Origin of the sequence: Pseudomonas sp. NY15356, assembly GCF_048068175.1 — a bacterium.
GTDB classification, from domain to species: Bacteria; Pseudomonadota; Gammaproteobacteria; order Pseudomonadales; family Pseudomonadaceae; genus Aquipseudomonas; species Aquipseudomonas putida_K.
On record NZ_JBLUPW010000022.1, the window covers coordinates 59966 to 84859 of the forward strand.

General features: G+C 65.4%; 28 protein-coding genes, 1 pseudogene and 1 riboswitch. Of the genes and pseudogenes, 14 read left to right on the forward strand and 15 right to left on the reverse strand.

The genetic code is table 11. The features are described from left to right. Window positions 1-14: 14 nt before the first annotated feature. From ACNFCI_RS17370 to ACNFCI_RS17380, 3 genes are read right to left on the reverse strand one after another with little or no spacing between them, the layout of a single operon-like run. A complete protein-coding gene (locus tag ACNFCI_RS17370; RefSeq protein ID WP_084857371.1) occupies window positions 15-1280 on the reverse strand; it encodes an ABC transporter permease in 1266 nt (421 codons plus the stop codon). Next, window positions 1280-1990, reverse strand: coding sequence for an ABC transporter ATP-binding protein (locus ACNFCI_RS17375; RefSeq protein ID WP_368829821.1), 711 nt, complete (start codon window positions 1988-1990; stop codon window positions 1280-1282). The genes ACNFCI_RS17370 and ACNFCI_RS17375 overlap by 1 nt, the downstream gene beginning before the upstream one ends. Continuing rightward, complete coding sequence (locus ACNFCI_RS17380) at window positions 1991-2572, reverse strand: DUF2796 domain-containing protein (RefSeq protein ID WP_084857375.1); 582 nt, start codon at window positions 2570-2572, stop codon at window positions 1991-1993. It lies immediately after the preceding gene. Window positions 2573-2759: 187 nt separating this feature from the next. Here ACNFCI_RS17380 and ACNFCI_RS17385 point away from each other — a divergent pair, with 187 nt between their 5' ends. Continuing rightward, window positions 2760-3104: a hypothetical protein gene (locus ACNFCI_RS17385; protein WP_084857428.1), complete on the forward strand. Its 345-nt coding sequence runs from the start codon at window positions 2760-2762 to the stop codon at window positions 3102-3104. Between the two features lie 210 nt (window positions 3105-3314). On the opposite strand, the gene trxA is transcribed toward ACNFCI_RS17385, so the two are convergent. The 3 genes from trxA to ACNFCI_RS17400 are packed head-to-tail and all read right to left on the reverse strand — an operon-like array spanning window position 3315 to window position 5343. Beyond that, window positions 3315-4199: a thioredoxin gene (trxA, locus tag ACNFCI_RS17390; RefSeq protein ID WP_084857377.1), complete on the reverse strand. Its 885-nt coding sequence runs from the start codon at window positions 4197-4199 to the stop codon at window positions 3315-3317. A gap of 31 nt (window positions 4200-4230) precedes the next feature. Beyond that, the gene (locus tag ACNFCI_RS17395) at window positions 4231-4890 is read right to left on the reverse strand and encodes a class I SAM-dependent methyltransferase (RefSeq protein WP_084857379.1); all 660 of its coding nucleotides are present in this window, start codon (window positions 4888-4890) and stop codon (window positions 4231-4233) included. Further along, window positions 4891-5343, reverse strand: a complete 453-nt coding sequence (locus ACNFCI_RS17400; RefSeq protein WP_084857381.1) for a YbaY family lipoprotein — start codon at window positions 5341-5343, stop codon at window positions 4891-4893. A 105-nt stretch (window positions 5344-5448) separates the two neighbouring features. Here ACNFCI_RS17400 and nrdR point away from each other — a divergent pair, with 105 nt between their 5' ends. The 11 genes from nrdR to ACNFCI_RS17455 all read left to right on the forward strand — a co-directional run bounded on the left by nrdR (window position 5449) and on the right by ACNFCI_RS17455 (window position 13492). After that, a complete protein-coding gene (gene nrdR / locus ACNFCI_RS17405; protein ID WP_043210325.1) occupies window positions 5449-5913 on the forward strand; it encodes a transcriptional regulator NrdR in 465 nt (154 codons plus the stop codon). A 2-nt stretch (window positions 5914-5915) separates the two neighbouring features. After that, entirely contained in the window at window positions 5916-7046 is a 1131-nt protein-coding gene (ribD, locus tag ACNFCI_RS17410) for a bifunctional diaminohydroxyphosphoribosylaminopyrimidine deaminase/5-amino-6-(5-phosphoribosylamino)uracil reductase RibD (protein WP_368829822.1), read from the forward strand. A gap of 43 nt (window positions 7047-7089) precedes the next feature. Further along, on the forward strand, window positions 7090-7755 hold the full coding sequence (locus ACNFCI_RS17415; RefSeq protein WP_070093931.1) for a riboflavin synthase: 666 nt from the start codon (window positions 7090-7092) through the stop codon (window positions 7753-7755). A gap of 18 nt (window positions 7756-7773) precedes the next feature. After that, complete coding sequence (ribBA, locus tag ACNFCI_RS17420) at window positions 7774-8865, forward strand: bifunctional 3,4-dihydroxy-2-butanone-4-phosphate synthase/GTP cyclohydrolase II (RefSeq protein ID WP_084857384.1); 1092 nt, start codon at window positions 7774-7776, stop codon at window positions 8863-8865. 91 nt (window positions 8866-8956) lie between these two features. Then, window positions 8957-9433 carry a 6,7-dimethyl-8-ribityllumazine synthase gene (ribE, locus tag ACNFCI_RS17425; RefSeq protein WP_043210219.1) on the forward strand — a complete coding sequence of 159 codons (477 nt, stop codon included), beginning with the start codon at window positions 8957-8959 and terminating at the stop codon, window positions 9431-9433. After that, window positions 9430-9930 (forward strand): transcription antitermination factor NusB, encoded by a 501-nt coding sequence (gene nusB, locus ACNFCI_RS17430; RefSeq protein ID WP_084857386.1) that lies wholly within the window; start codon window positions 9430-9432, stop codon window positions 9928-9930. The genes ribE and nusB overlap by 4 nt, the downstream gene beginning before the upstream one ends. Before the next feature lie 18 nt (window positions 9931-9948). Further along, window positions 9949-10911 (forward strand): thiamine-phosphate kinase, encoded by a 963-nt coding sequence (thiL, locus tag ACNFCI_RS17435; RefSeq protein WP_368829823.1) that lies wholly within the window; start codon window positions 9949-9951, stop codon window positions 10909-10911. Further along, window positions 10908-11411: a phosphatidylglycerophosphatase A gene (locus ACNFCI_RS17440; RefSeq protein ID WP_023382587.1), complete on the forward strand. Its 504-nt coding sequence runs from the start codon at window positions 10908-10910 to the stop codon at window positions 11409-11411. The genes thiL and ACNFCI_RS17440 overlap by 4 nt, the downstream gene beginning before the upstream one ends. Window positions 11412-11649: 238 nt before the next feature. Next, window positions 11650-12264: a GTP cyclohydrolase II gene (gene ribA, locus ACNFCI_RS17445; protein WP_084857392.1), complete on the forward strand. Its 615-nt coding sequence runs from the start codon at window positions 11650-11652 to the stop codon at window positions 12262-12264. Continuing rightward, entirely contained in the window at window positions 12261-12680 is a 420-nt protein-coding gene (locus tag ACNFCI_RS17450) for an MFS transporter (protein ID WP_084857394.1), read from the forward strand. The genes ribA and ACNFCI_RS17450 overlap by 4 nt, the downstream gene beginning before the upstream one ends. Continuing rightward, window positions 12680-13492: a cobalamin-binding protein gene (locus ACNFCI_RS17455; RefSeq protein ID WP_324815795.1), complete on the forward strand. Its 813-nt coding sequence runs from the start codon at window positions 12680-12682 to the stop codon at window positions 13490-13492. The genes ACNFCI_RS17450 and ACNFCI_RS17455 overlap by 1 nt, the downstream gene beginning before the upstream one ends. On the opposite strand, the pseudogene ACNFCI_RS17460 reads toward ACNFCI_RS17455, so the two are convergent. The 5 genes and pseudogenes from ACNFCI_RS17460 to ribB form a co-directional block, all read right to left on the reverse strand. Beyond that, window positions 13470-15318, reverse strand: a pseudogene (locus ACNFCI_RS17460) (TonB-dependent receptor plug domain-containing protein). The gene ACNFCI_RS17455 and the pseudogene ACNFCI_RS17460 overlap by 23 nt on opposite strands. A 116-nt stretch (window positions 15319-15434) precedes the next feature. Beyond that, entirely contained in the window at window positions 15435-17330 is a 1896-nt protein-coding gene (dxs, locus tag ACNFCI_RS17465; protein ID WP_084857399.1) for a 1-deoxy-D-xylulose-5-phosphate synthase, read from the reverse strand. A 131-nt stretch (window positions 17331-17461) separates the two neighbouring features. Further along, window positions 17462-18349, reverse strand: coding sequence for a (2E,6E)-farnesyl diphosphate synthase (gene ispA / locus ACNFCI_RS17470; protein WP_368829824.1), 888 nt, complete (start codon window positions 18347-18349; stop codon window positions 17462-17464). After that, entirely contained in the window at window positions 18346-18588 is a 243-nt protein-coding gene (locus ACNFCI_RS17475; protein WP_011531978.1) for an exodeoxyribonuclease VII small subunit, read from the reverse strand. The genes ispA and ACNFCI_RS17475 overlap by 4 nt, the downstream gene beginning before the upstream one ends. Before the next feature lie 218 nt (window positions 18589-18806). After that, window positions 18807-19454 carry a 3,4-dihydroxy-2-butanone-4-phosphate synthase gene (gene ribB / locus ACNFCI_RS17480; RefSeq protein WP_368829825.1) on the reverse strand — a complete coding sequence of 216 codons (648 nt, stop codon included), beginning with the start codon at window positions 19452-19454 and terminating at the stop codon, window positions 18807-18809. 79 nt (window positions 19455-19533) lie between these two features. Then, window positions 19534-19675, reverse strand: a riboswitch (FMN riboswitch). 95 nt (window positions 19676-19770) lie between these two features. Here ribB and ACNFCI_RS17485 point away from each other — a divergent pair. Next, window positions 19771-20976 carry an RtcB family protein gene (locus ACNFCI_RS17485; RefSeq protein WP_368829826.1) on the forward strand — a complete coding sequence of 402 codons (1206 nt, stop codon included), beginning with the start codon at window positions 19771-19773 and terminating at the stop codon, window positions 20974-20976. Window positions 20977-21051: 75 nt separating this feature from the next. On the opposite strand, the gene ACNFCI_RS17490 is transcribed toward ACNFCI_RS17485, so the two are convergent. Both ACNFCI_RS17490 and ACNFCI_RS17495 read right to left on the reverse strand, forming a co-directional pair. Further along, entirely contained in the window at window positions 21052-21645 is a 594-nt protein-coding gene (locus ACNFCI_RS17490) for a glutathione S-transferase family protein (RefSeq protein WP_368829827.1), read from the reverse strand. A gap of 12 nt (window positions 21646-21657) precedes the next feature. Continuing rightward, window positions 21658-22083: a VOC family protein gene (locus ACNFCI_RS17495; protein ID WP_084857408.1), complete on the reverse strand. Its 426-nt coding sequence runs from the start codon at window positions 22081-22083 to the stop codon at window positions 21658-21660. Between the two features lie 113 nt (window positions 22084-22196). On the opposite strand from ACNFCI_RS17495, the gene ACNFCI_RS17500 reads away from it, so the two are divergent. After that, entirely contained in the window at window positions 22197-23096 is a 900-nt protein-coding gene (locus tag ACNFCI_RS17500; protein WP_084857410.1) for a LysR family transcriptional regulator, read from the forward strand. A 244-nt stretch (window positions 23097-23340) separates the two neighbouring features. Here the strand turns inward: ACNFCI_RS17500 and ACNFCI_RS17505 are convergent, their stop codons facing one another. Then, window positions 23341-24018: an XRE family transcriptional regulator gene (locus tag ACNFCI_RS17505; protein ID WP_084857412.1), complete on the reverse strand. Its 678-nt coding sequence runs from the start codon at window positions 24016-24018 to the stop codon at window positions 23341-23343. A 260-nt stretch (window positions 24019-24278) separates the two neighbouring features. Continuing rightward, complete coding sequence (gene ppa / locus ACNFCI_RS17510) at window positions 24279-24806, reverse strand: inorganic diphosphatase (protein WP_084857414.1); 528 nt, start codon at window positions 24804-24806, stop codon at window positions 24279-24281. Between the last annotated feature and the right edge of the window lie 88 nt (window positions 24807-24894).

A 24894-nucleotide genomic window follows, 5' to 3' on the forward strand; every position in this document is an offset into this window, starting at 1 on the left:
AACATGCAGGTTGCTCAAAGGTGAATGGACAAACCATCGGCCAGCGACTGCCGATAGGCACGCCAGGCCGGCACGCTGCCCATGAGCAGCGCGGCGCCGAGAATGATGGCCAGCAGCGTCCACTCATGGGCGCTGGGCCAGGCCAGTGGCAGGTAGAGGCCATAGTTGGCCTGGACGAAACCCTGGACCAGGGCGATACCCGCGTACAGCAAGCCTAGCCCGGCGGCGATACCGGCCACGGCCAGCGCCAGCGCCTCCAGTACCAATAACCCGGCGATATGCCAGGGTCGCGCGCCCACCGAGCGCAGGATAGCCATCTCCCTGCGACGTTCGTTGAGGCTGGTGAGGATCGCCGTGAGCATGCCGATCAGCCCGGTCAGGACCACGAACAGCGACACCACGAACAACGCTTGTTCGGCGGTCCCCATCAGGCTCCAGAGCTCCTGCAGGGCGACGCCGGGCAGGATCGCCAGCAACGGTTCGCTGCGGAACTCATTGATTTCCCGTTGCAGGCTGAAGGTGGCGATCTTGCTGTTCAACCCGAGCATGAAGGCGGTGATGGCGGCCGGCTGCAGGTCCATCGCCCGCGCCTGTTCAGCACTGATACGCCCGGCGCCACGGGCCGGCACACCGTTGTGCCAGTCGACATGGATCGCTTCCATGCCTGCCAGGCTGATATGCAGGGTGCGGTCCACCGGCGTACCGGTGCGGGCGAGGATCCCAACCACAGTGAACGGTTTGTCGTCGTGCTTGACCAGGCTGATGGCGGCGACGCCGTGGGCCAGCACCAACTTGTCGCCCAGCTTGTAGTGCAGCGCGTCGGCCACCTCGGCGCCGAGCACCACCTCGAACGGGTCGTCGGCGAATGCACGGCCTTGGTTGAGGGCCAGGTGCTGCCGGCGGCCGAACTGGTAGTGGCTGAAATATTCGCCGGTGGTGCCCATCACCCGGTAGCCACGATGGGAGTCGCCCAGCGAAACCGGGATGGCCCATTTCACCCGAGGGTCCTTGGCATAGTGCTCGAAGCTGTCCCAGCGGATGTTGTTGGTGGCATTGCCGATGCGGAACACCGAATACAAGAGCAGGTTCACCGAGCCTGAGCGGGCGCCGACGATCAGGTCGGTGCCGCTGATGGTGCTGGCGAAGCTGGCACGGGCCTCGGTGCGCACGCGTTCCACGGCCAGCAACAGGCACACGGACAGGGCGATGGCGAAGGCGGTCAGGAACGCAGTGAAGCGACGGTTGGCCAGGCTGGCCAGGGCAAGGCGGAACAGGTACATCAGGCCTCCCGGGGCTTGGCCGCGCGATTGAGCTCGGCCAGGGACAGGTGACGGTCGAACAGCGGGGCCAGGCTCTGGTCGTGGCTGACGAACAACAGGCTGGCGCCGGCTGCCCGGCATTCGTCGAACAGCAGGCCGATGAACGCTTCGCGGGTATCGGCGTCGAGCGCGGAGGTCGGCTCGTCAGCGATCACCAGCTCTGGTTGGCCGATCAAGGCCCGGGCCGCCGCAACACGTTGCTGCTGGCCGATCGACAGGCTGTCGGCGCGGCGGGCGAGCAGGGCTGGTTCATCCAGGCCCAGGTGGGCGAGCAGTCGGGCGGCCGCCTGATCGACGCTGCCATGACGCTGCTGGGCGCGTTCGGCGCGGCTACGTGAAAAGCGGCAGGGTAGCTCGACGTTCTCCCGCACCGAGAGAAACGGCAGCAGGTTGAATTGTTGGAAGATATAGCCGGTGTGATCGACCCGGAAGCGGTCCCGGGCGCCTTGCCCTAGAGCGGCGAGGTCTTGGCCGAGCAGGCGGATGCTACCTTGCCCGGGCTTGTTCACCCCGCCCAGCAGGCCCAGCAGAGTGGTCTTGCCACTGCCGCTGGGGCCCTTGAGGAACAATGCTTCGCCAGCCTCCAGGCGAAACGCGGGGATATCCAGCAATGGTGGCTGGCCGGGCCAGGCGAATACCAGCCCCTGCAAGTCGATCAACGGCAGGCTCATTCAGAAGGCGACCAATGGCTTGCCAGGCGTGGCTTGCAGGCCTTTCTGGCCATTCGGGCCGATGACCTGCACGGTGATTTTCTGAGTAGCCGGGAAGGCTTTGAACAGCGGCGTCAGGTCGACCTGGGTGAGTTTGGCCGGTGTGACGCAGGTCAGCTGGTAGTGGGCGTTGATGTCGGCGTGACCGTGCTCGTGGTCGTGTTCATCGTTATGCGCATCGTCGTGCCCGGCCTCGCCGAACAGCGGGCTGTCGAGCTCCTGGGCGTCTTCCTTGCAACCGGCAGCCTGGGCCAGGCCGAACAATTGCAGGGGTTGCTCCAGCTGCTGGCGTGTGGCGGCGACCTTGGCCTTGTCGGCATCGCTGCCGGGGGCGTGTTCGAAACCGACCAGGTTCATCGCAGGGCTGTCCAGCGCCAGTTCCAGGGCGTTGCCGTCGAGCACGACATCGAGCTTAGCCGCGCCGTGTTCGTGGGCGGCGAGGGTGCCATGGGCGTGGTCATGGTCGTGATCGTCATGGGGCTGGGCCTGGGCCATGGCCAAAGGCAGCAGGGCGAAGGGCAGGGCGAGGAACAGGCGGCGCATGGAACACTCCTGGGCGGATGGATACGAAGTTCGTAATGTTATAACAACTTTTCTTGCGCTCGCCAGCTGCCGGGTGCAGGTTTCATGCAGGCGTGTTGGCCGGGGGGCTCGCTTGCGGGGCAAGCCCGTTCCTACAGGAGATTATGAGAGCATAGCGGCCAGTGATTTCGGACTTGAGGGTGACAACGTGAGAATTCGCGGACAGATCGGTGACTGGCCGGTGGACCTGACCATCGAGTTGGAACCTGCCGAGTGGGTGCAGTTGGGGCGTCAATTGGACGTGCCCGCGGTAGCTGAGGCAGTCGCGGCGACAGCTGGCGCCACGCCGCGCGAGGACGACGGGCAATGGCTGGCGGCGCGCGAACTGTTGCGCCAGGCCGGGCAGGTCAGTGGGCCGGAACTGCTGGGGCGGCTGGAAGGTTTGGCCGGAAGCACGGCGGCGGGCAAGCGGCTGCTGGTGCGCTTGCGGCACAGCAGTGAGGTGAAGGTGGAAAGCGGGGCGGATGCGCCGGTGTATCACTGGGTCGGGTGACATCTACCTGGGCCGGCCCAATCGCCGGCAAGCCGGCTCCCACCTGTCCTGCGCTGTTTCAAAGACACCGTCATACCTGTGAGCGCTGGCTTGCCGGCGATAGAGTCGGGGCAAGCAACTCAAGACAGTTGCTCCCACCTGGCCTGCGCTGTTTTAGAGACACCGCCGTACCTGTGGGAGCTGGCTTGCCAGCGATTGGGCCGGCAGGGTTCAGAACATCGCCGCCGACAACTTGCGCCGATACACACTCACCAGCGGGTGTTCGTTGCCCAGCAATTCGAACACTTGCAGCAGTGCCTTCTGCGGCAAGCCGTTCTCGTAGCCGCGGTTACGCTGGAACAGCTTGAGCAGACCTTCCAGCGCCGCCTCGTACTGCTGGCGCGCCAGTTGCTGGATGCACAACTGGTAGGTGGCTTCGTCGTCCTGCGGGTTCTGCGCCAGGCGGCTCTTGAGCTCGGCGGCTTCCGGCAGGCTGGCGGCCTGGCGCAGGAAGGTCAGCTGGGCCTTGGCGCCTGCCAGGGCAGCCTTGTGCTCGTCGGTCTTGACCGCCTCGAGCACCACTTCGGCTTCACCCAGCTCACCCCGTTCTGCCAGGCAGCGTGCGTAGTAGATCAGCGCCTCGGCATTGCTGTTGTCTTCGCCGAGCAGCGCCTGGAGCATGGCCTCGGCTTCTGCGAAGCGGCTCTCGGCGAACAGTGCCTTGGCCTGCTCCAGCGGTGCGGCGGCAGGTGGCGCGGGCATTTGCACGTGGGGCTCGAGCATGGCGCGGATAGCCGACTCGGGCTGGGCACCGGCGAAACCGTCGACCGGTTGGCCGTCCTTGAACAGCACCACCGTGGGCAGGCTGCGGATGCCGAACTGGGCGACGATCTGCTGTTCAACGTCGCAGTTGATCTTGGCCAGCAGCAATTCGCCCTGGTAGCCCTCGGCGATCTTTGCCAGCAGCGGCATCAGCGCCTTGCACGGCGCGCACCATTCGGCCCAGAAGTCGACCAGCACCGGCTTGTGGAAGGAGTTTTCGATGACCAGTTGCTGGAAGTTGGCATCGGTGGCATCGAAGATGTACGGCAGATCTTTACTAGGAGCTTGGCTCATCGCGACTCTCGCAAACCCGTGAATGGCACCACTATAAAGGCTCGCGGCTGGCGTGGTACAGGCTGACCCGGCGGAATTCGTGCGGCTCGGCCAGGTCCGGCAGGGTCAAGGCCTCGAGCACGCCGAGCTGGCGGTAGCGCGGGTGATTGAAGTCGCGTACCCGCGAGTCGGCCACCAAGGCCTGGCGGCCGCGGCCCAGGAACGCGTCGAGCAACGGCAGGTTGGCGCGGTCATAGAGCACATCGGCAACCAGGACCAGGTCGAAACGGTCCTCTTCGGCGAAGAAGTCATTGCTGTAGCCAAGCGTCACGTCGTTGAGCGCGGCGTTGGCCCGGCAGGCATCCAGGGCCAGCGGGTCCAGGTCGCAGGCCACCACTTCCAGTGCGCCTGCGCGCGCCGCGGCTATCCCGGCGATGCCGGAGCCTGCGCCGAAGTCCAGCACGCGCTTGCCCCGAACCCATTCGGGGTGTTCGGCCAAGTAGCGGGCCATCGCCAGGCCGCTGGCCCAGCAGAAACTCCAGTAGGGCGGCTCGTCGAGGATGCGGCGGGTCTCCTCGGGGCTGAATGCGCGGTCCATGTTCTGCGCATCGATCAGCCAGAGCCTGAGTTCGCATGCGGGTAGGTCACTGACGACCAGGCGCGCTTCGCCGATCAGGCCGCTGAGGGCCTGTTGCAGGAGCAGCGGGGGCATCTATGGCGCCTTCTCGAAGCGCAGCGGGCCGGTGGCCTGGTTGGTGGCCTGGGCGATACGCAGCGGCGGCAGGTGCAGGATCAGCTGGCCGGAGCGGCTGGCGCGGCCGCGCAGCTCGACGCGGGCGCCGGCCGGAAAAGCCTCGGGGTTGAAGCGCAGGCGATAGGGCAGGGCCTGGCCGGTACCGGTGAGGTTGCTGCTGGCCAGCAGACGTTGTGGGCGGCCGCGCTCATCGATGACCAGCAGGGCCAGTTCCACTTCGGCACCGGCCGGTACTTCCAGCAAGGTGCCGCTCACCTCGCGCTGGTAGGCGGGCAGCGGGCCAAGCTCCTTTGGCTTCTTGACGGCCTTGGCAGACGGTACTGCAGCGGTTTGCTCGGGCTTCGGTCGGTCGCTGCCGCAGGCGGCGAGCAGGCTGGCGAGGCACAGCACGACGAGCGCTCGGTAGTGCATGGGGTAGTCCTTCACAGGCAGAATTGCATGGATGGTAAACCCTTTGGCTTGTCTTGCCAGTGGGATGCGCTACCATGGCCCTCCCTTTTTTTGTTGCCTGCCACCATGCACTGTCCCTTTTGCGGTGCCAACGACACCAAGGTCATCGACTCGCGCCTGGTCGCCGAGGGTGAACAGGTGCGTCGCCGCCGTGAATGCGTCGCCTGCGGCGAGCGCTTCACCACCTTCGAGACCGCCGAGCTGGTCCTGCCACGGCTGATCAAGCAGGACGGCACGCGCCAGCCGTTCGACGAGGAAAAACTCCGTGCCGGCATGCAGCGAGCGCTGGAAAAGCGTCCGGTCAGCGTCGAGCGCCTGGAAGCGGCGCTGGCGCACATCAAGCACAAGCTGCGCGCCACCGGCGAGCGCGAGGTCAAGTCGCTGGTGGTCGGTGAGCTGGTGATGGCCGAGCTGCGCAAGCTCGACGAAGTCGCCTATATCCGCTTTGCATCGGTCTACCGGCGTTTCCAGGACCTCGACGAGTTCCGCGAGGAAATCGACCGCCTGGCTCGGGAACCTGCCAAGGAATGACCATGCCGAGCCACGCTGCCATCCTCGACGCCCACTACATGGCGCGCGCCCTGGAGCTGGCCCGAAAGGGCCTGTACAGCACCCACCCCAACCCGCGCGTAGGCTGCGTGATCGTGCGCGACGGCGAGGTGGTGGGCGAAGGCTGGCATGTGCGTGCCGGCGAGCCCCATGCCGAAGTCCACGCCCTGCGCCAGGCCGGCGAGCGCGCACGCGGCGCCTGCGCCTACGTGACGCTCGAGCCGTGCAGCCACCATGGCCGCACGCCGCCCTGTGCCGAGGCGTTGGTCAAGGCAGGCGTGGCCCGGGTGGTGGCGGCCATGCAGGATCCTAACCCGCAGGTAGCCGGCCAGGGCCTGCGACGCCTGGCCGAGGCCGGTATCGACGTCAGCAGCGGCGTGCTCGAAGCCGAGGCCCGCGCCCTCAACCCAGGCTTTCTCAAGCGCATGGAACATGGCCTGCCGTTCGTGCGTGCCAAGCTCGCCATGAGCCTGGATGGCCGCACCGCCATGGCCAGTGGCGAGAGCCAGTGGATCACCGGCCCTGCCGCCCGCGCTGCGGTGCAGCGCCTGCGTGCTCGTTCCAGTGTAGTGCTGACCAGCGCCGAAAGCGTGCTGGCCGACAACGCCCGCATGACCGTGCGCGGCGCCGAGCTGGGGCTGGACGCCGAAACCACGGCCCTGGCCTTGGCCCGGCCGCCCCTGCGCGTGCTGGTCGACGGGCGTCTACGCCTGCCGCTGGATGCGCCGTTCTTCCAAGCCGGCCCCGCACTGGTGGTGACCGCCTGCGCAGACGACCCGCGTTACGCCCAGGCCGGCCATGAGCTGCTGTGCCTGCCCGGTGAAGCCGGCCGAGTCGACCTGTCTGGCCTGTTGCAGGCCCTGGCCGCCCGCGGTGTCAACGAGGTCCTGCTGGAAGCCGGCGCAGGCCTGGTCGGCGCCTTCGCGCGCCTGGGCCTGGTCGATGAGTTCCAACTCTTCGTCGCCGGCACATTCCTCGGCAGCACCGCCCGCCCGCTGCTGGACTGGCCGCTGGCGCAGATGAGCGAGGCGCCGCGCCTGAAGATCACCGAGGTGCGCGCAGTCGGCGATGACTGGCGGATCACGGCCATCCCCTTGCCGGCCTCCGGCGTATAATGCCCGGCTTGCCACGCGCAGCCCTGTTCCCGAGGAGGACACCATGTTCACCGGCATCATCGAATCCATCGGCACCATCCGCAGCCTGACCCCCAAGGGCGGTGACGTGCGCGTCTACGTAGAAACCGGCAAGCTCGACCTGGGCGACGTCAAGCTGGGCGACAGCATCGCCGTCAACGGCGTCTGCCTGACTGCCGTGGAGCTGCCCGGTGACGGCTTCTGGGCCGACGTCAGCGTCGAGACCCTCAAGCGCACCGCCATGGTCGACCTCAAGAGCGGTAGCCGGGTCAACCTGGAAAAGGCCCTGACCCCTACCACCCGCCTGGGCGGCCATCTGGTCAGCGGCCACGTCGACGGTGTCGGCGAGATCATTTCGCGCAGCGATAACGCGCGCGCCATCCAGTTCCGCGTGCGTGCGCCCAAGGAGCTGGCCAAGTACATCGCCCACAAAGGGTCGATCACCGTCGATGGCACCAGCCTGACGGTCAATGAGGTCGATGGCGCCGAGTTCGAGCTGACCATCGTCCCGCACACCCTGTCCGAAACCATCATGGCCGACTACCGCGCAGGTCGTCGGGTCAACCTTGAGGTCGACCTGCTGGCCCGTTACCTGGAGCGTCTGCTGCTGGGCGACAAGGCCGCCGAGTCGAGCAAGGGCAGTGGCATCACCGAAAGCTTCCTGGCCGCCAACGGCTACCTGAAATCCTGATTGAGAAGGGGGTGCCGAGTGGCGCTCAACAGCATCGAAGAGCTGGTGGAAGACATCCGCCAGGGCAAAATGGTCATTCTCATGGACGACGAAGACCGTGAGAACGAAGGCGACATCATCATGGCCGCCGAGTGCTGCCAGGCCGAGCACATCAACTTCATGGCCAAGCACGCCCGTGGCCTGATCTGCATGCCGATGACCCGCGAGCGCTGCGAAACGCTCAAGCTGCCGCTGATGGCGCCACGCAACGGCTCGGGCTTCGGCACCAAGTTCACCGTGTCGATCGAGGCCGCCGAGGGCGTCACCACCGGCATTTCCGCCGCCGACCGCGCACGCACCGTGCAGGTGGCTGCTGCCCGTGATGCCAAGGCCGACGACATCGTCAGCCCCGGCCACATCTTCCCGCTGATGGCCCAGGCCGGCGGTACCCTGGCGCGTGCCGGGCACACCGAGGCGGCCTGCGACCTGGCGCGCATGGCCGGTTTCGAGCCCAGCGGCGTGATCTGCGAAGTGATGAACGACGACGGCACCATGGCCCGTCGTCCGGAGCTGGAGGCCTTCGCCGCCGAGCACGGCCTGAAGATCGGCACCATCGCCGACCTGATCCATTACCGGATGATCCACGAGCGCACCGTGCAGCGTATCGCCGAACAGCCACTGGACAGCGAGCTGGGCCAGTTCAACCTGGTCACCTACCGTGACGCGGTGGAAGGCGATGTGCACATGGCCCTGACTCTCGGTGACATCCGCGCCGAAGAGCCGACCCTGGTGCGTGTGCACAACATGGACCCGCTGCGCGACCTGCTGCTGGTCAAGCAGCCAGGACGCTGGAGCCTGCGCGCGGCGATGAGCGCTGTGGCCGAGGCCGGCAGCGGCGTGGTGCTGCTGTTGGGGCACCCGCTCGATGGCGACGTGCTGCTGGCACACATCCGCGAAAGCGCCGGCGATGCGCAGCCCAAGGCGCCGACCACCTACAGCACCGTCGGTGCCGGTTCGCAGATCCTGCGTGACCTGGGCGTGCGCAAGATGCGCCTGATGAGCTCGCCGATGAAGTTCAACGCGATATCCGGATTCGATCTGGAAGTTGTAGAATACGTGCCCTCCGAGTGACACAGGCGTAACTGTCGTCCTGCCGCTCGTGTCCAAACCCTCCCGCAGGCCGCGTGTGCGCGGCCTCGCTCTTTAAGATGAGAACACCGGAATGACCCTGAAGACCATCGAAGGTACCTTCATCGCCCCCAAAGGTCGCTATGCTTTGGTGGTTGGCCGCTTCAACAGCTTCGTCGTCGAAAGCCTGGTGAGCGGTGCCGTTGATGCCCTGGTACGCCATGGCGTCAGCGAAAGCGACATCACCATCATCCGTGCCCCGGGCGCCTTCGAGATCCCGCTGGTTGCACAGAAAGTCGCCCAACAAGGTGAATATGACGCGATCGTCGCCCTGGGTGCGGTGATCCGTGGCGGTACCCCGCACTTCGAATACGTGGCGGGCGAGTGCACCAAGGGCCTGGCCCAGGTGTCCATGGAGTTCGGTGTTCCGGTGGCCTTCGGCGTCCTGACCGTCGACTCCATCGAGCAGGCCATCGAGCGTTCCGGCACCAAGGCCGGCAACAAAGGTGCCGAAGCTGCCCTGTCCGCCCTGGAAATGGTCAGCCTGCTGGCGCAGTTGGAGGCCAAGTGATTAGCGACGAAAGCGATCGTTTCAACCCGCGCGAGCCACGCGCGGCGGATGCAGGCAAGCCCTCCAAGAGCGCCAAGCGCCGTGAAGCCCGCAAGCTCGCGACCCAGGCCCTCTACCAGTGGCACATGGCCCAGCATTCGCTGAACGAGATCGAGGCTCAGTTCCGGGTCGACAACGATTTCTCCGATATCGATGGCGCCTATTTCCGCGAGATCCTGCATGGGGTCCCGGCGATCAAAGGCGAAATCGACAAGGCCCTGGCCCCGTGCCTGGACCTGCCGCTGGATGAGCTCGACCCGGTCGAGCTCGCGGTGCTGCGCCTGTCCACCTGGGAGTTCATCAAGCGTGTCGACGTACCGTACCGCGTGGTGATCAACGAAGGTGTCGAGCTGGCCAAGGTCTTCGGTGCCACCGATGGCCACAAGTTCGTCAACGGTGTGCTGGACAAGCTCGCGCCGACTCTGCGCGACGCGGAAGTCAAGGCGGCCAAGCGCTGATCGTGGCGCCGACCTATCATGGGTGAGTTCGAGCTGATCCGTCATTACTTCGCCGCCGCGGCCTGCGCGCAGGGCGGCGAAGGCGTGGTCCTCGGCATTGGTGACGACTGCGCCCTGCTGCAGTTGCCTGCTGGCGAGCAGCTGGCGGTGTCCACCGACACCCTGGTCGAAGGCGTGCATTTCCCCGCCGCCTGCGATCCCCTGTTGCTCGGACAGCGCTCGTTGGCCGTGGCGGTCAGCGACCTTGCGGCCATGGGCGCCGACCCCATCGGCTTCACCCTCGCCCTGACCCTGCCCCAGGTCGGTGCCGACTGGCTCCGGCGGTATGCCGATGGCCTGAACCGCATGGCTTTGCGTTGCGGTGTCAGCCTGATCGGTGGCGACACCACCCGCGGCCCCCTGGCCATCACCGTGACCGTGTTCGGCAAGGCGCCTGCAGGGCAGGCCCTGCGCCGCAGCGGTGCTCGGCCGGGCGACTTGCTGTGTGTGGGCGGTTGCCTGGGTAACGCGGCCGGGGCCCTGCCACTGGTACTGGGTGAGCGCACGGCGCCGGCCGAAGTTGCCGAACCGCTGTTGGCCCAGTACTGGTCGCCCTTGCCCCAGCTTGCCCTGGGTCAGCTGTTGCGTGGCCGGGCTACGGCGGCACTGGACATATCCGACGGGTTGCTGGCCGACTGCGGGCATATCGCCAAGGCGTCCGGCGTCGCGCTTGAGGTGGATGCCGAGCGGGTTCCGATGTCATCCGCCCTGCAGGCCTTCCTCGGCCATGAGGCGGCCCTGCATGCCGCGCTCACCGGTGGCGACGACTACGTATTGGCATTCACGCTGCCAGAAGCGCAACTTTCATCCCTGCCTGACCCTGGCGTCATCCATGTCATCGGCCGCGTGCTCGAAGGGCAGGGTGTCACGCTGCGCGACGGGCAGGGCCAGGACATCACCCCGGCGCAACGGGGTTATCAACATTTTAGGGAGACACCGTGACCGACCACCCCAACCAGGTGCCTGCGGAGTTCGTTCCGCCTTCGGTCTGGCGCAACCCCTGGCACTTCATCGCCTTCGGCTTCGGCTCCGGTACCTTGCCCAAGGCGCCTGGCACCTGGGGCTCGCTGGTAGCGCTGCCGTTCATCCCGCTTTGGCAGATGCTGCCGGACTGGGGCTACTGGCTGCTGCTCGGCATTACCATGCTGTTCGGCTTCTGGCTGTGCGGCAAGGTCGCCAATGACCTACGTGTGCATGACCACGAGGGCATCGTCTGGGACGAGATGGTCGGCATGTGGATCACCCTGTGGCTGGTGCCGGAGGGTTGGCAGTGGTTGCTGGCAGGGTTCCTGATGTTCCGCTTCTTCGACATCCTCAAGCCTTGGCCGATCCGCTGGATCGACCGCCACGTGCATGGCGGCGTCGGGATCATGCTCGACGATATCCTGGCCGGTGTGTTCGCCTGGCTGGGCATGCAGGTGTTGGTGTGGGTGGTTGCCTGACGTAGGTGGCGGGCCAATCGCGGGACAAGCCCGCTCACACAAGATCAGTGTGGGCGCGTACGTCTGAGGACTGGCGCGGTCCCTGTGGGAGCGGGCTTGCCCCGCGATGAGGCGGGGGCGCTTGAGGCCCAACCATCAAACTTTTCGATCTTAAGCGGCGATATTCAGCCTGCGCATGGGCAGCAACCTGCTGATACAATCGGGCAATTGGAACTGCTTATTTTTTTAGGAGCACAACGTGCCCGTCGTCTTTGTCGCCGCCTCGAAACTCCCGACTCCCTTCGCGATCTTCACCATGCATGGCTTTCTCGACGAAGCCACGGGTCGTGAGCATGTAGTGCTCAGCCTGGGTGATATCGCCGACGGCGAGCCGGTGCTGGGGCGCCTGCATTCCGAATGCCTGACCGGTGATGCGCTGTTCAGCCAGCGCTGTGACTGCGGTTCGCAACTGGAAGCCGCATTGCAGGCCATTGCCCGTGAAGGCCGTGGCGTGCTGCTGTACCTGCGTCAGGAAGGCCGTGGCATCGGTCTTTTGAACAAGATCCGCGCCTACGAGCTGCAGGATGGCGGTGCCGACACCGTCGAGGCCAACGAGCGCCTGGGCTTTGCCGCCGACCAGCGCGACTATGCCATGTGCCAGCCCATGCTCGAGCACCTGGGCGTAGGCTCGCTGCGCCTGATGACCAATAACCCACGCAAGGTCAAGGCATTGACCGACATGGGCATCAAGGTCGCCGAGCGCGTGCCACTGCACACCGGCCACAACCCGCACAACCGTCACTACCTGGCCACCAAGGCCGGCAAGCTTGGCCATATGATGGGCAACGAGCACCAGGGCGAGCCGCAGGCGTGACCCGCAGCCAGGTGAAACGGCGCCTGGCGCTGGCGTGGTGGCAATACCTGGCGGTAGGCCTGGTGCCACTGCCGGTGATGGCCTGGGCCTTTGGTGGCGGCGATGCCCTTATCCCAGTCCTGGCCATGCCGCTGTTCATTGCCGGCGCTGCCTCGATGTTCCTCAGCCTGCCGCGTTTCGGCGCCTACAAACGCGCCCTGATCGCCACGTCGAAAGCCCTTGGCTCGCCCGAGGAGCCCCAGGCGTGGATCGAGCTGGCCGAAGTGCGACGCATGGCCATGTTGTTCGCCTGCTTCCCTGCCTGGGTCGCGGCACTTTCGGTATTGGTCGGCCTGGAGGCGGTGCCGCAGATCCTCCTGGCACTCTCCACCGCGGTGCTGCTCTACCTGTACCGCATTCCCCGCCAGCTGGGCTGATGCGCATTCTTTTCTGCCTGCTGGCCCTGTTGGCCTTCGGCGCCAAGGCCGAGGGTGTTTCGCGGGTGGTCAGCCTGGCCCCTTCGATGACCGAGATCATGCTCGAGCTGCACGCCGACGACCTGCTGGTGGGTGTGCTCGACGGTGGTCAGCGGCCGGCGTCGCTGCAAGGCCTGCCTTCGGTAGGGCGGTACAGCCAGCTCGACATGGAGCGCCTGCTCAGCCTTGCACCCGACCTGCTGCTGTTGTGGCCCGACAGCGTGGCGCCGGCGCAGCGCGACCAGCTCAGGCGCCTGGGCATCCCGACCTTCGTTGGCGAGCCCAAGGATATCGACCAGTTGATCGGGCAGATCGAAGCCATCGGCCAGCGGGTAGGGCGTGCCGAACGAGGCCGGCAATACGCGGCCGCGTTGCGTGAACGGCTGCGGGGGTTGCGCCAGCAGTACCGGCGGCAACAGCCGTTGCGGGTGTTCTACCAGGTGTGGGACCGGCCGCTGTACACCCTTGGCGGGCAGCAGATCGTCAGCGATGCGCTGGGCGTTTGTGGTGCGCGCAATGTCTTCGCCGACCTCACCCAGCCTGCACCTCAGGTGAGCGTGGAATCCGTGCTGTTGCGTGACCCGCAGGTGATCCTCGCTGGCGACAAGGCCCAGCTGGCCAGTTGGAAGGCCTGGCGCACCCTCGATGCGGTGGCCAATGACCGCTTGCTGGTAGTGCCCGACAAGGGGCTGGAGCGCCCCAGTGGCCAGATGATCGAGGCCACGGCGCGCCTGTGCGCGCTGCTGGCGGCTAGAGCGCCGGCGTCCAGGTGACGCTCAGCAGCCAGGTGCGGCCTTCTTCGCGGTAGCCGTAATAATCGCCCTGGTGGCTATAGAGGGCTCGGCTGTAGCCTTTGTCCAGCAGGTTATCCAGCTTCATTTCCAGCTTTAGCTCCGGTGTCGCCACCCAACTTCCTCGCAGGCCAAGCAGCCCGTAGCCACCCATTTTCCTGAAGTTGTCCTCATCGTCGTAGCTGCTGCTGACGGCTTGCCAGCTTGCGCCGAAGCCCAGGCGGTCATACTGACGATCCAGGTCCAGGCTAAGGGTGCGCCGTGCGCGGCGCACGAGTGTATGGCCGGTTTTCCGGTCGCGCGGATCGATCACGGCTACGCCTAGCTGGCTGTGCCAGTTGCCCCAATCCTGGTCGAGCGCCATCTCGAAGCCATTGATACGTGCCGAGTCCACGTTGCGCGGTATCCAGTCGGGGCCGGGGCTGATGGCGTCACGCAAGTCTGTGCGGTATAGCGAGGTTTCCAGGCGGCTGCTGTCACTCAAGCGGCTGCGCCACTGTACTTCGTAGCTTTTCGAGTGCTCCGGCTTCAGGTCTGGGTTGCCCATGTAGGGAAAGTACAGGTCGTTGAAGTTCGGAGCGCGGAAGCCTTCGCTATAGGACAGTAGCAGGTCGTTGGCCGCATTCAGCGGTACGGTAAGGCTGCCGCTCCATGTGGTTTGACCGCCATATTGCTGGTTCTTGTCGTGTCTTACGCCCAGCTCGGTGGAGAATCGCTCCCCATGGAACCGGTGCTGGGCGAATACGGCTCGGTTCCAGCGGCTATCTTCGGTCAGTTCAGAACTGGCATGGACACGGTCCTCATACCAGTCGCCGCCGACGAGCAGCTCGTTGCGTTCATCGAGCGTTAACTCGTTCTGCCAGGTCACCCTGATCACGGTAGGTGTTGAAGACGTAAGTATCGCCGCCGAGCTTGTCGCGGCGCTGATCGCGATTCTCGCTATGGCCCAGCTCCAGACGCGAGTGCCATGTCTGTGTGAGCTGGGCATCGAGGTATGTGCCCAGGCTACTGACCTGGAAGTCGGAATAGCGTTCCTGGGCGAAGAAAGTCGGCTCGTCGTACTCAAGGCGCCCACGGCTATCAAGCACATTCACCCCCGCCTCGAACCGCTCGCCAAACGTATGGCTCAGGCTCAGGTTGAACGACTGGTTGCGGTAGGCATCGTGATCGCTGTCACTGGCGAACGAGGGCCCGGTCGAGTCGATGCCGGCGGTTTCGTCCAGGCTGGCCCCCAGGTTGAAGCGGGTCGAGCCGTTGCCGCCGGAAAGCCCCAGGCTGCGTTGGAACGTCTGGTTGCTGCCCGCTGCCAGACGCAAGCGCGGTTGCAGGCCCGGGCCGTTGCCTCGGCGGGTGAAGATCTGGATGACCCCGCCGATGGCATCGCTGCCGTAGAGAGCCGAGCGTGAGCCACGCAGCACCTCGACCCGCTCGACCTGGTCGATATCGAGAAACTGCAGGCCGCTGTCGCCGGAGGTGGCGTTGGCAATGCGCACGCCGTCGACCAGTACCAGCGTCTGTGCAGCCTTGGTGCCGCGGATGAAGATCCCCGGCAGGCTGCCGCGCCCGCCTGTAGGCGCCACTTGTACGCCGGGTACTCGGCCCAACAGGTCGGTGACGTTGGAAGGCTGCAGGCGGTCGATATCGCTGCGGGTGAAGACGGTATTCGCGGCGCTGGTGGCGCTGCGCGACTCGACCTGGCGGCTGGCGCTGATCAGTACGTCGGGAAGCTTGAGGGCGTCATCGCGGTCCGGTTCGGCCGCCAGCAGCGGGAGGGGGAGGCAGAGCAGGGCAAGGGCAGGGGGTTTCATTGACGGTTCCATGTAGCGAGAGCCCTCGATCGCGGCACAAGGCCGCTCCTACAGGGACCGCACGATCCTGTAGGAGCGGCCTCGTGCCGCGATGGGCCGCAAAGCGGGCCCAGGGATTACAGGCCGAGCTTGGCCATACGGGCTTTCACCGAAGCCTCTATCCCGGCTGCATCCAAGCCACATTCGGCCAGCATCTGCGCAGGCTTGGCGTGCTCGACATAGATGTCCGGCAGCCCCAGGTGCAGCACAGGCTTGAGCACTGCTTCGCGGGCCAGGAACTCGCTGACTGCGGCGCCGGCGCCGCCCATGATGGCATTCTCTTCGAGGGTCACCAGCAGCTCATGGTTGGCTGCCAATTCCAGCACCAGGGCCTCGTCCAGCGGTTTGACGAAACGCATGTCGACCACGGTGGCGTTGATCTGCTCTGCCACTTTCATCGCCTCGGGCAGCTGTACGCCGAATACCAGCAGGGCGACCTTCTCGCCCTTGCGCCGCACCACACCCTTGCCGATCACCAGTGGCTCAAGGTCGCCGCTGATCGGCGCGTTGGGGCCAGTGCCGCGAGGGTAACGCACCGCTGCCGGGCCGTTGTACAGGTGGCCGGTGGTGAGCATCTTGCGCAGCTCGTTCTCGTCGCTGGGGGTCATCACCAGCATGCCTGGAATGCAACGCAGGTACGACAGGTCGAAGCTGCCCGCGTGGGTCGGGCCGTCCTCACCTACCAGGCCTGCACGGTCGATGGCGAACAGCACATCGAGGTTCTGCACCGCCACGTCGTGGATCAGCTGGTCGTAGGCACGCTGAAGGAAGGTCGAGTAGATGGCGACCACCGGCTTGGCGCCCTCGCAGGCCATGCCTGCGGCCAGGGTGACCGCGTGCTGCTCGGCGATGGCCACGTCGAAGTAGCGCTCGGGGTAGCGTTCGCTGAAGGCCACCAGGTCCGAGCCTTCCTTCATCGCCGGGGTGATGCCCACCAGGCGATTGTCGGCGGCGGCCATGTCGCACAGCCACTGGCCGAACACCGCCGAATACTTCGGCCCACTGACCTTCTTCGGCGCGGCGGGCTTGTCGACGGGCTCGAGCTTGGTGATGGCGTGGTAGCCGATCGGGTCCAGCTCGGCGGGGGCGAAGCCCTTGCCCTTCTTGGTGATCACGTGCAGGAACTGCGGGCCCTTGAGGTCGCGCATGTTGCGCAGGGTGGCGATCAGGGTCGGCAGGTCGTGGCCGTCGATAGGGCCGATGTAGTTCCAGCCCAGCTCCTCGAACAGGGTGCCCGGTACCAGCATGCCCTTGGCGTATTCCTCGGTGCGGCGGGCGATTTCCCAGGCACCTGGCAGGCGCGACAGGACCTTCTTGCTGCCTTCGCGCATGCTTGCGTAGGTGCGGCTGGAAAGGATCTTGGCCAGGTAGTTGGACAAGCCACCGACATTGCGCGAGATCGACATGTCGTTGTCGTTGAGGATCACCAGCATGTCGGCATCGACTTCCTGGGCGTGGTTCAGCGCCTCGAAGGCCATGCCGGCGGTCAGGGCACCGTCGCCGATCACCGCGATGGACTTGCGCGGGTCGTTCTGCAGGCGGGCGGCGATGGCCATGCCCAGGGCCGCGCTGATCGAGGTGCTGGAGTGGCCGACGCCGAAGGTGTCGTACTCGCTTTCCACACGACGTGGGAAGGCGGCGATGCCGTCCTTCTGGCGCAGGCTGAGCATGCGGTTGCGCCGGCCGGTGAGGATCTTGTGCGGGTAGGCCTGGTGGCCGACGTCCCACACCAGGCGGTCGTCCGGTGTGTCGAAGACGTAGTGCAGGGCGATCGTCAGCTCGATGACGCCCAGGCCGGCGCCGAAATGCCCACCGGTCTGACCAACGGTATAGAGCAGCTCCTGGCGCAGCTCGTCGGCCAGGGTCTCCAGGTCGGCTTCAGCCAGCCGGCGCAGGCCGGCAGGCGTGTCAGCGCGGTCCAGCAATGGCGTGACCGGGCGTTCGCGGGGGATCTCTTGAAACGTCGTGGGCATCAGGCGAGTCGTTATAGATATGAAGACGCGGCAGTTTACCCCATTGTGGGAAAAGCTGCCCATTCAGACACAGGTTGCAGGCCCTCTGTGGGAGCGGGTGAACCCGCTCCCACAGGGTTCGGCGTCAGGGTTTAATGGCGACGCTCGACGATATAGCGAGCCAGCGCCCGCAAGGGTTCTGCGCTGTCGCCAAAGCCTTCGAGTGCACCCAGGGCCTGGTCGCGCAATTCCAGTGCATAGGCCTTGGCAGCCTCCAGGCCCAGCAGGGCCGGGTAGGTGGGCTTGTCGCGGGCGATATCGGCGCCCTGGCGCTTGCCCAGGGTGGCGGTGTCGCTCTCTACATCGAGGATGTCGTCCTGTACCTGGAATGCCAGGCCGATGGCCTGGGCGTAGGTCTGCAGGGCGTCCAGCTGCGCCTGGCTGGCGCGGGCGCTGGCCAGGGCGCCGAGGCGCACGCTGGCTTCGATCAGGGCGCCGGTCTTGTGCCGGTGCATGTATTCCAGGGCCTGCTGGTCGAGCTTAAGGCCCACCGAGCCCAGGTCGATGGCCTGGCCGCCGACCATACCGGCCGGGCCGGCAGCCTGGGCCAGGGCCTGGACCATCTGCAGGCGAACGGTATCGGCCTGGGGGCTGAGCAGGGGGTCGAGCAGGGCGCTGAAGGCCAGGCTTTGCAGGCCGTCGCCAGCGAGGATGGCGCAGGCTTCGTCGAAGGCCTTGTGGGTGGTCGGCTGGCCACGGCGTAGGTCGTCGTCGTCCATGGCAGGTAGGTCGTCATGCACCAGCGAGTAGGCATGGATCAGCTCGACGGCACAGGCTGCGCCGTTGGCCTGTTCGGCCGGGACACCGAAGGCTTCGCAGGCGGCATAGGCCAGCAATGGCCGCACACGCTTGCCACCGTTCATCACGCTGTAGCGCATGGCCGCATAGAGCCGCTCGAGCTCCTTGGACGGGGCTACGAACAGCGGCTCCAGGGCTGCATCGACGCGTGCCTGGCAGCTTGCCTGGTACTGGCCGATCATGCTTCGGGCTCCGCGTCGAACGGCTGGGCCGCCAGCTCGCCGTCGCGCTCGAGCAGGATCTGCACCTTCTGCTCGGCCTGGGCCAGGGCGCCTTGGCAATCGCGGGTCAGGGCAATGCCTTGTTCGAAGGCGGCCAGCGACTCTTCCAGCGACAATTCGCCGTTCTCCAGGCGCTCGACCAAGGCTTGCAGGTCGGCGAGGGATTGCTCGAAATCGATGGAGGCTTTTTTGCGGGCCATGGCGACTGTCTCAGTGGCGTTCAGAACGGCGCGACACTAGCAGAGCGGGGCAAGGGGAGCAAACTTCCCAGGCCAGCTGGCGCCAATCGTGGGCCGCTGCGCGACCCTTTCGCGGCACAAGGCCGCTCCTACAGGGCAGCGCAAACGATGAGGCTGGCGCTGTTCTGTAGGAGCGGCCTTGTGCCGCGAAAGGGCTGCGAAGCAGCCCCGACGAGCCTTCAGGCGTTCGCTGTTTCCAGCATCATCGCCTGGCGGTACTGCGCCAGTTCCTCGATGGTCAGCACCGGCAAGTTGTATTGCCGCGCATACACCGCCACCTCCTCGCCACGGGCCATGCTGCCGTCCGGGTTCATCAACTCGCACAGCACCGCCGCAGGCCGCAGGCCCGCCAGGCGCGCCAGGTCGACCGCCCCTTCGGTATGGCCTCGGCGGGCCAGCACGCCGCCGTCACGCGCACGCAGCGGGAACACGTGCCCAGGGCTGACGATATGGCGTCGCTCGGCGGTCGAGCGCAGGGCCGCCTCGATGGTGGTGATCCGGTCCTGGGCGGACACGCCGGTGGTGACGCCCTCGGCGGCTTCGATGCTGACGGTAAAGCCGGTGCCATGGCGGGCTTGGTTGTTCTGCACCATGGGAGCCAGCTGCAGGTCATCGACGGTGGCCTCGTCCAGGCACAGGCAGACGATGCCGCTGCAGTCGCGGATCATCATGGCCATGGTCTGCAGCGAGATATTCTCGGCAGCGGCGATGATGTCTGCTTCGTCCTCTCGGTCGTCATCGTCGAGCAGCAGCACGGGGCGCCCGGCCTGGAAGGCGGCGATGGCAGCGGTGACGTTGGGGAATTTGGGGTGGTGCATGGTGGACATGAAACGCTCCTCGTAATTGATCGATGAACGTCTCGGGGCGAACAAAATGCGCGCGCAGGAGCACCGGATGGCTCCCGCCTGACGCCTTCTTTCATCCGGACTATGACCGTCGGCCCTGGAATCTCACCAGGTCTGCTGACCCCCGGCATGGCCGGGGCGCTCGCGGGCTCATCTTTCGATTTACCGCCGGTGGGGACTTTCACCCCGCCCTGAAGACCAAGCAAGCATACAGCACTGTGCCACCCCGCTGGCAAGCGACCGGCCTACGACCTTCGGCGGTATGATGGTCACCAAGGCTTTTTCGGAAAACGACACCATGGATATTCTCGAAGTCGCCGGTGGCAAGCCGGTCAAGTTGTGGACCGACGGCGTACCCGTGGAAGACGATGCCCGCCGGCAGTTGCTGAACACTGCGCGCATGCCATTCATCTTCAAGCACCTGGCGGTGATGCCGGATGTCCACCTGGGCAAGGGGTCGACCATCGGCAGCGTGATCCCCACGGTCGGCGCGATCATCCCGGCGGCCGTGGGCGTGGACATCGGCTGCGGCATGATCGCCGCGCGTACTTCGCTGCATGCCCGCGACCTGCCGGACAACCTGCATGGCCTGCGCAGCGCCATCGAGCAGGCCGTGCCCCACGGCAAGACCTTCGGCCGCCACGACCAGGGTGCCTGGGGCCAGGTGCCGGCTCAGGCAGACCAGGTGTGGGGAGGGCTGGCCGTGCGCTTCAAGGCGATCACCGACAAGTACCCGCGCCTGGAGAAGACCAACAACCGCCATCACCTGGGCACCCTGGGCGGCGGCAACCACTTCATCGAGGTGTGCCTGGATGAAGCCGAGCGTGTGTGGTTCATGTTGCACAGCGGCTCGCGCGGGGTGGGCAATGCCATCGGCAACCTGTTCATCGAGCTGGCCCAGGCGGACATGCGCCAGCACCTGGCCAACCTGCCGGACAAGGACCTGGCCTACTTCGAGGAAGGCAGCCGGCACTTCGCCGACTACGTCGAAGCGGTGGAATGGGCCCAGGATTTCGCCCGGCATAACCGCGAGCTGATGATGCAGGCGGTGGTCGGTGCCGTGCGCCGGGCGCTGGGCAGGCCTTTCGACGCCAGCCTCGAAGCGGTCAACTGCCACCACAACTATGTACAGCGCGAGCGGCACTTCGGTCGCGAGGTGCTGGTGACCCGCAAGGGCGCGGTATCGGCGCAGAAGGGGCAACTGGGCATCATTCCGGGCTCAATGGGTGCCAGGAGCTTCATCGTGCGTGGGCTGGGGAACGAAGAATCGTTCTGTTCGTGCAGCCATGGCGCCGGCAGGGTGATGAGCCGGACCAAGGCCAAGAGCCGCTTCACCCTCGAAGATCAGCGGCGCGCCACCGCCCATGTGGAGTGCCGCAAGGACAAGGACGTGATCGACGAGATCCCCATGGCCTACAAGGACATCGATGCGGTGATGCAGGCCCAGCGTGAGCTGGTGGAAGTGGTGCACACCTTGCGTCAGGTGGTGTGCGTCAAGGGGTGAAGAGGCAGGGCCCTGTAGGAGATCACCCAGCCCGAAGGGGCTGGGCTACCTTCCACGGAATGGACGGGCGTCTTGTCAGATACCTGGCATCGGCACGAAGCCAGGCAATTGCTTGATCCTGTCCATCCAGCGGGTGATATGGGTATAGGGCGACAGGTCGACACCCCCTTCAGGTGCCAATGCGACATAGGGGAATACCGCGCAATCGGCGATGGTCGGCCGCGACAGGGCCAGCCAGTCGTGCGTGGCCAGGTGCGCGTCCAGCAAGGGCAGGATGCGCGCCGCTCTCTTCAGGGTGTCGGCCTTGTCGATGACATAGCCGAACTTGTCCACAAGGCGAGCGGCAGCGGGGCCGTTCTGTATCTCATTGGCCGCGGTGGACAGCCACTGCATGATTTCGGCCTGCAGGTGCGGCTCCACCGGCCACCAGGCTGCGCCACCATAAGTGCCTGCCAAGTACACCAGGATCGCTTGGGAGTCGCGCAGTACCCGCTGCCCATCCACCAGGATCGGTACCTCACCCCAGGGGTTGAGGTCGATCAGCGGGGCGCGCTTGTGTTCGCCACCGAGAAAGTCCACGGGAATGATCTCAAGGTCCAGGTTCGCCAGGTGGGCGAACAGGCGAACCTTGTAGCAGTTGCCGGACAGTTCCAGGTCATAGAGCTTCATGACGTTTCCTTGTTATTGGGCCAATAGCTGGTTGAATTCCAGGACGTTGCCGTCGGGGTCGCGAATGAACAATGCAACGCGTCGCGGCCCGATGCGGTGCGGCCCTTCGGTGATGGTGATGCCTTGTTGGTGCAACCAGCCCTGCAGGGCCTCCAGATCTTCCACGATGAAGGCCGGGTGGGTCATGCCGGGCAGCTTGATTGGTGCATCCAGCAACACGTTACGGGCGTGGGGCTGGCGCGCACCATTGAAGATCAGGTTGATGCGCACGCCGCTGGGCGTGAGCATCTCGTTGGCCTCGAAATCGCTGAAACGCGCGCTTTCGACGAAACCCAGCGCCTCGTAGAACGCCAGGGCACGGCTGCGATCGCTGACGCGGATGCCGATGTGATCATAGGCGAGGATCGGCGAGGGGCTTGTTGCGGCGTTGACGCTCATGATGGAAACCACACACGTTTTCAAAGAGGCCCAGTGTGGCCATTAGCGGGCGTTTCACCAATGCCTGTAAGCTGACAACACTATTGCACTTGTTGCACAGACGAGAGCCGACGATGGACCGATTGAAAGCCATGGCCACCCTGGTGCGTATTGTCGACAGCGGCAGCCTCAGTGCCGCAGCGAATGCCTCGGGCCAATCCACCGCCTCGGTGGTGCGCACCCTGGCAGCGCTGGAAAAACACCTGGGCACGCGGCTGCTCAATCGCAATACCCGGCACCTGGCATTGACCGACGAGGGCGCCGAATTCCTGGCCTGGAGCCGGCGCATACTCGCCGAGTTCGACGAGGTCGAGCACGGCTTCGATGCACGGCGCAAAAGCCCTGGCGGGCTGCTGCGCATCACTGCGCCGGTGGAGTTCGGGCGCCGCTACGTCGCGCCTTTGGTCAACGAATTCCTGGCCCTGCATCCGGCCATCCAGGTGGAGCTGACTTTGCTCGACCGCCTCGTCGACCTGCTCGACGAAGGCGTGGAACTGGCCATCCGCATCGGGCAACTGCCGGACTCCTCGTTGATCGCAACACCCCTGGGCCACACCCGCCTGGTGCGCTGTGCAAGCCCCGAGTATCTGCAGCGTAGCGGCGTGCCCGAGCAGCCGTCGGATTTGCTGGCACATGCCTGCATCGGCTTCGCGCCCCAGGGCAGGCAATGGCAATTCCAGGAGCAGGGCGCTGTCGTGACTCGGTCCGTTTCTGTGCGTATGACGACCAACCAGATCCAGGTGGCCAGCCTCGCCTGCCAGCAAGGTGTCGGTATCGGCCAACTGCTGCACTACCAAGTGGCCAGCGAGCTGGCCGACGGTCGGCTGGTGCGGGTGCTGCAGGCGTACGAACTGGCCGACCTGCCGATCCAGATGGTCTACCCACACGCGCGGCTGCTTTCGGCGCGGGTACGGCAATTCATCGACTGGGCCTCGCCGCGGCTGAGTGCGGTGATTCCCGATCCGGCCGAGTGAGAAATGAGCGGGCATTAAAAAGCCGGCTTGTGGCCGGCTTCTCGGGGACGGTCTTGGCTAATTTTTGGTAAGCCGCAACCGCCTTAAACGGGATGGCCACCAGGGGCCTGATAAAGATGGCGGACGGCTGTGTGAGGCGTCGCCAGGCCCTCTGGAACGCGGCCTGAGCCGGTCGGGGCGAAATGTGCCGCGTAGCATACTAGGGCCGGCGCGGGTTGCCCAGCAAAAAATGGCACAGGGTATGTCAGCCTGGGCGGTGCAGGCTGACGGACGACCAATGGAACACCCAGCCGAGAATCTGCATACCCTGGGCTTGGCGTTGCTTGGGCGTGTAGCGCTCGGCAGGCCCTTGGCCGTGCAGGTAGAGGTTGCCCTGACGATCCTGGGTCAGGCGGTCGACCCGTAGGCGGCCGTTGTGGAGCAGCACGTAGGTCTCGTCCTCGATGACCCAGGTCAGGCTGCGGTCGATGACCAGGATGGTATCCCTGGGGATGGTCGAAGGGGCAGCCAATGGCGGCATGGAAACGCAGGCGGCATGTTCCAGGTTGACGCCCAAGGCTTGCAATGCCTGTTCGGAAAACGGCAAGTACTGGTTCCCGTCGGGCTGGAGTCGTCCGTCCTGTAGTACATGGAAGGGAATGCGCAGCAGGTGCCCTTCGCGGATGGAGGGGCGGGTCACGTCGTCATGTGAAGCGCACTGGCGCGGAAGTGGGTTGGCATGTTTCGGCCCTTCGCCGTTTAACAGCCAGCGCCGCTGTACGCAGAACAGGGCGGCGATTTCGTCCAGGCGGGCCAGGGGAACGCCGCGGTTGAACCAGTTGTTCACATGCTGGGGCGTTACGCCACGATGGGCGGCGAAATCCGAAGGGGTCAGGCGGCACTCCAGGAGGAGGGCTCTCAGGCGGTCACCGGAGGTAGTCATGTGGCCGAGTCTAGCGGGGTGGTTCATGCCTTGGAATGAACGCGTTGTTTATGGGTTTTGTAGGAAAGTGGGTGTAAAGAAGGATCTTTCTTAGGGGGCTGTAAGAGTGGGTAAGGTTGAGCGTGCTATCGCCGGCAAGCCGGCTCCCACCGAGATTGCGCGGAGGAGCCGGCTTGCCTGCGATGGGGCGCCAATGCCCATCGACCAAATTCCAGCCAAAAAAAAAGCCCTGCCGGAGCAGGGCTTTCTTCAGTCCGGTATCAGCCTTTGTAGGCGGCAACCGACTTGGTGATCGCGGCGCGGGCGGCGTCGGCGCCTTCCCAGCCTTCGATCTTGACCCACTTGCCCTTCTCCAGATCCTTGTAGTTCTCGAAGAAGTGTTCGATCTGCTGGATCAGCAGGGCCGGCAGGTCGGTGTATTCCTTCACGTCGACATACAGCTGCGACAGCTTGTCGTGAGGCACAGCGACAACCTTGGCATCGCCGCCGCCGTCGTCGGTCATGTTCAGGATACCGACCGGACGGGCACGGATGACCGAGCCTGGGGCGACCGGGTAAGGGGTCACGACCAGCACGTCCAGTGGGTCACCGTCGTCGGCCAGGGTGTTCGGGATGTAGCCGTAGTTGGCTGGGTAGAACATCGGGGTGGCCATGAAACGGTCGACGAACAGGGCGTCGCTGTCCTTGTCGATCTCGTACTTGATCGGCGCGTGGTTGGCCGGGATCTCGATGGCGACGTAGATGTCGTTCGGCAGGTCCTTGCCCGCCGGAATCTTGCTGTAGCTCATTGGGCAGTGCCCCCGTGTTTGACCAAAAAGTGGCGGCGATTATAGGCACATTCCTACCGGGCATGCCACGCCCGGCCGGATGTGCGGG

Coding starts and splice junctions, on each gene's coding strand:
- ACNFCI_RS17370 (WP_084857371.1), bottom strand. CDS start 1,280: ATGTACCTGTTCCGCCTTGCCCTGGCCAGCCTGGCCAACCGTCGCTTC.
- ACNFCI_RS17375 (WP_368829821.1), bottom strand. CDS start 1,990: ATGAGCCTGCCGTTGATCGACTTGCAGGGGCTGGTATTCGCCTGGCCC.
- ACNFCI_RS17380 (WP_084857375.1), bottom strand. CDS start 2,572: ATGCGCCGCCTGTTCCTCGCCCTGCCCTTCGCCCTGCTGCCTTTGGCC.
- trxA (WP_084857377.1), bottom strand. CDS start 4,199: ATGAGCCAAGCTCCTAGTAAAGATCTGCCGTACATCTTCGATGCCACC.
- ACNFCI_RS17395 (WP_084857379.1), bottom strand. CDS start 4,890: ATGCCCCCGCTGCTCCTGCAACAGGCCCTCAGCGGCCTGATCGGCGAA.
- ACNFCI_RS17400 (WP_084857381.1), bottom strand. CDS start 5,343: ATGCACTACCGAGCGCTCGTCGTGCTGTGCCTCGCCAGCCTGCTCGCC.
- nrdR (WP_043210325.1), top strand. CDS start 5,449: ATGCACTGTCCCTTTTGCGGTGCCAACGACACCAAGGTCATCGACTCG.
- ribD (WP_368829822.1), top strand. CDS start 5,916: ATGCCGAGCCACGCTGCCATCCTCGACGCCCACTACATGGCGCGCGCC.
- ACNFCI_RS17415 (WP_070093931.1), top strand. CDS start 7,090: ATGTTCACCGGCATCATCGAATCCATCGGCACCATCCGCAGCCTGACC.
- ribE (WP_043210219.1), top strand. CDS start 8,957: ATGACCCTGAAGACCATCGAAGGTACCTTCATCGCCCCCAAAGGTCGC.
- thiL (WP_368829823.1), top strand. CDS start 9,949: ATGGGTGAGTTCGAGCTGATCCGTCATTACTTCGCCGCCGCGGCCTGC.
- ACNFCI_RS17455 (WP_324815795.1), top strand. CDS start 12,680: ATGCGCATTCTTTTCTGCCTGCTGGCCCTGTTGGCCTTCGGCGCCAAG.
- dxs (WP_084857399.1), bottom strand. CDS start 17,330: ATGCCCACGACGTTTCAAGAGATCCCCCGCGAACGCCCGGTCACGCCA.
- ispA (WP_368829824.1), bottom strand. CDS start 18,349: ATGATCGGCCAGTACCAGGCAAGCTGCCAGGCACGCGTCGATGCAGCC.
- ACNFCI_RS17475 (WP_011531978.1), bottom strand. CDS start 18,588: ATGGCCCGCAAAAAAGCCTCCATCGATTTCGAGCAATCCCTCGCCGAC.
- ribB (WP_368829825.1), bottom strand. CDS start 19,454: ATGTCCACCATGCACCACCCCAAATTCCCCAACGTCACCGCTGCCATC.
- ACNFCI_RS17485 (WP_368829826.1), top strand. CDS start 19,771: ATGGATATTCTCGAAGTCGCCGGTGGCAAGCCGGTCAAGTTGTGGACC.
- ACNFCI_RS17490 (WP_368829827.1), bottom strand. CDS start 21,645: ATGAAGCTCTATGACCTGGAACTGTCCGGCAACTGCTACAAGGTTCGC.
- ACNFCI_RS17495 (WP_084857408.1), bottom strand. CDS start 22,083: ATGAGCGTCAACGCCGCAACAAGCCCCTCGCCGATCCTCGCCTATGAT.
- ACNFCI_RS17500 (WP_084857410.1), top strand. CDS start 22,197: ATGGACCGATTGAAAGCCATGGCCACCCTGGTGCGTATTGTCGACAGC.
- ACNFCI_RS17505 (WP_084857412.1), bottom strand. CDS start 24,018: ATGACTACCTCCGGTGACCGCCTGAGAGCCCTCCTCCTGGAGTGCCGC.
- ppa (WP_084857414.1), bottom strand. CDS start 24,806: ATGAGCTACAGCAAGATTCCGGCGGGCAAGGACCTGCCGAACGACATC.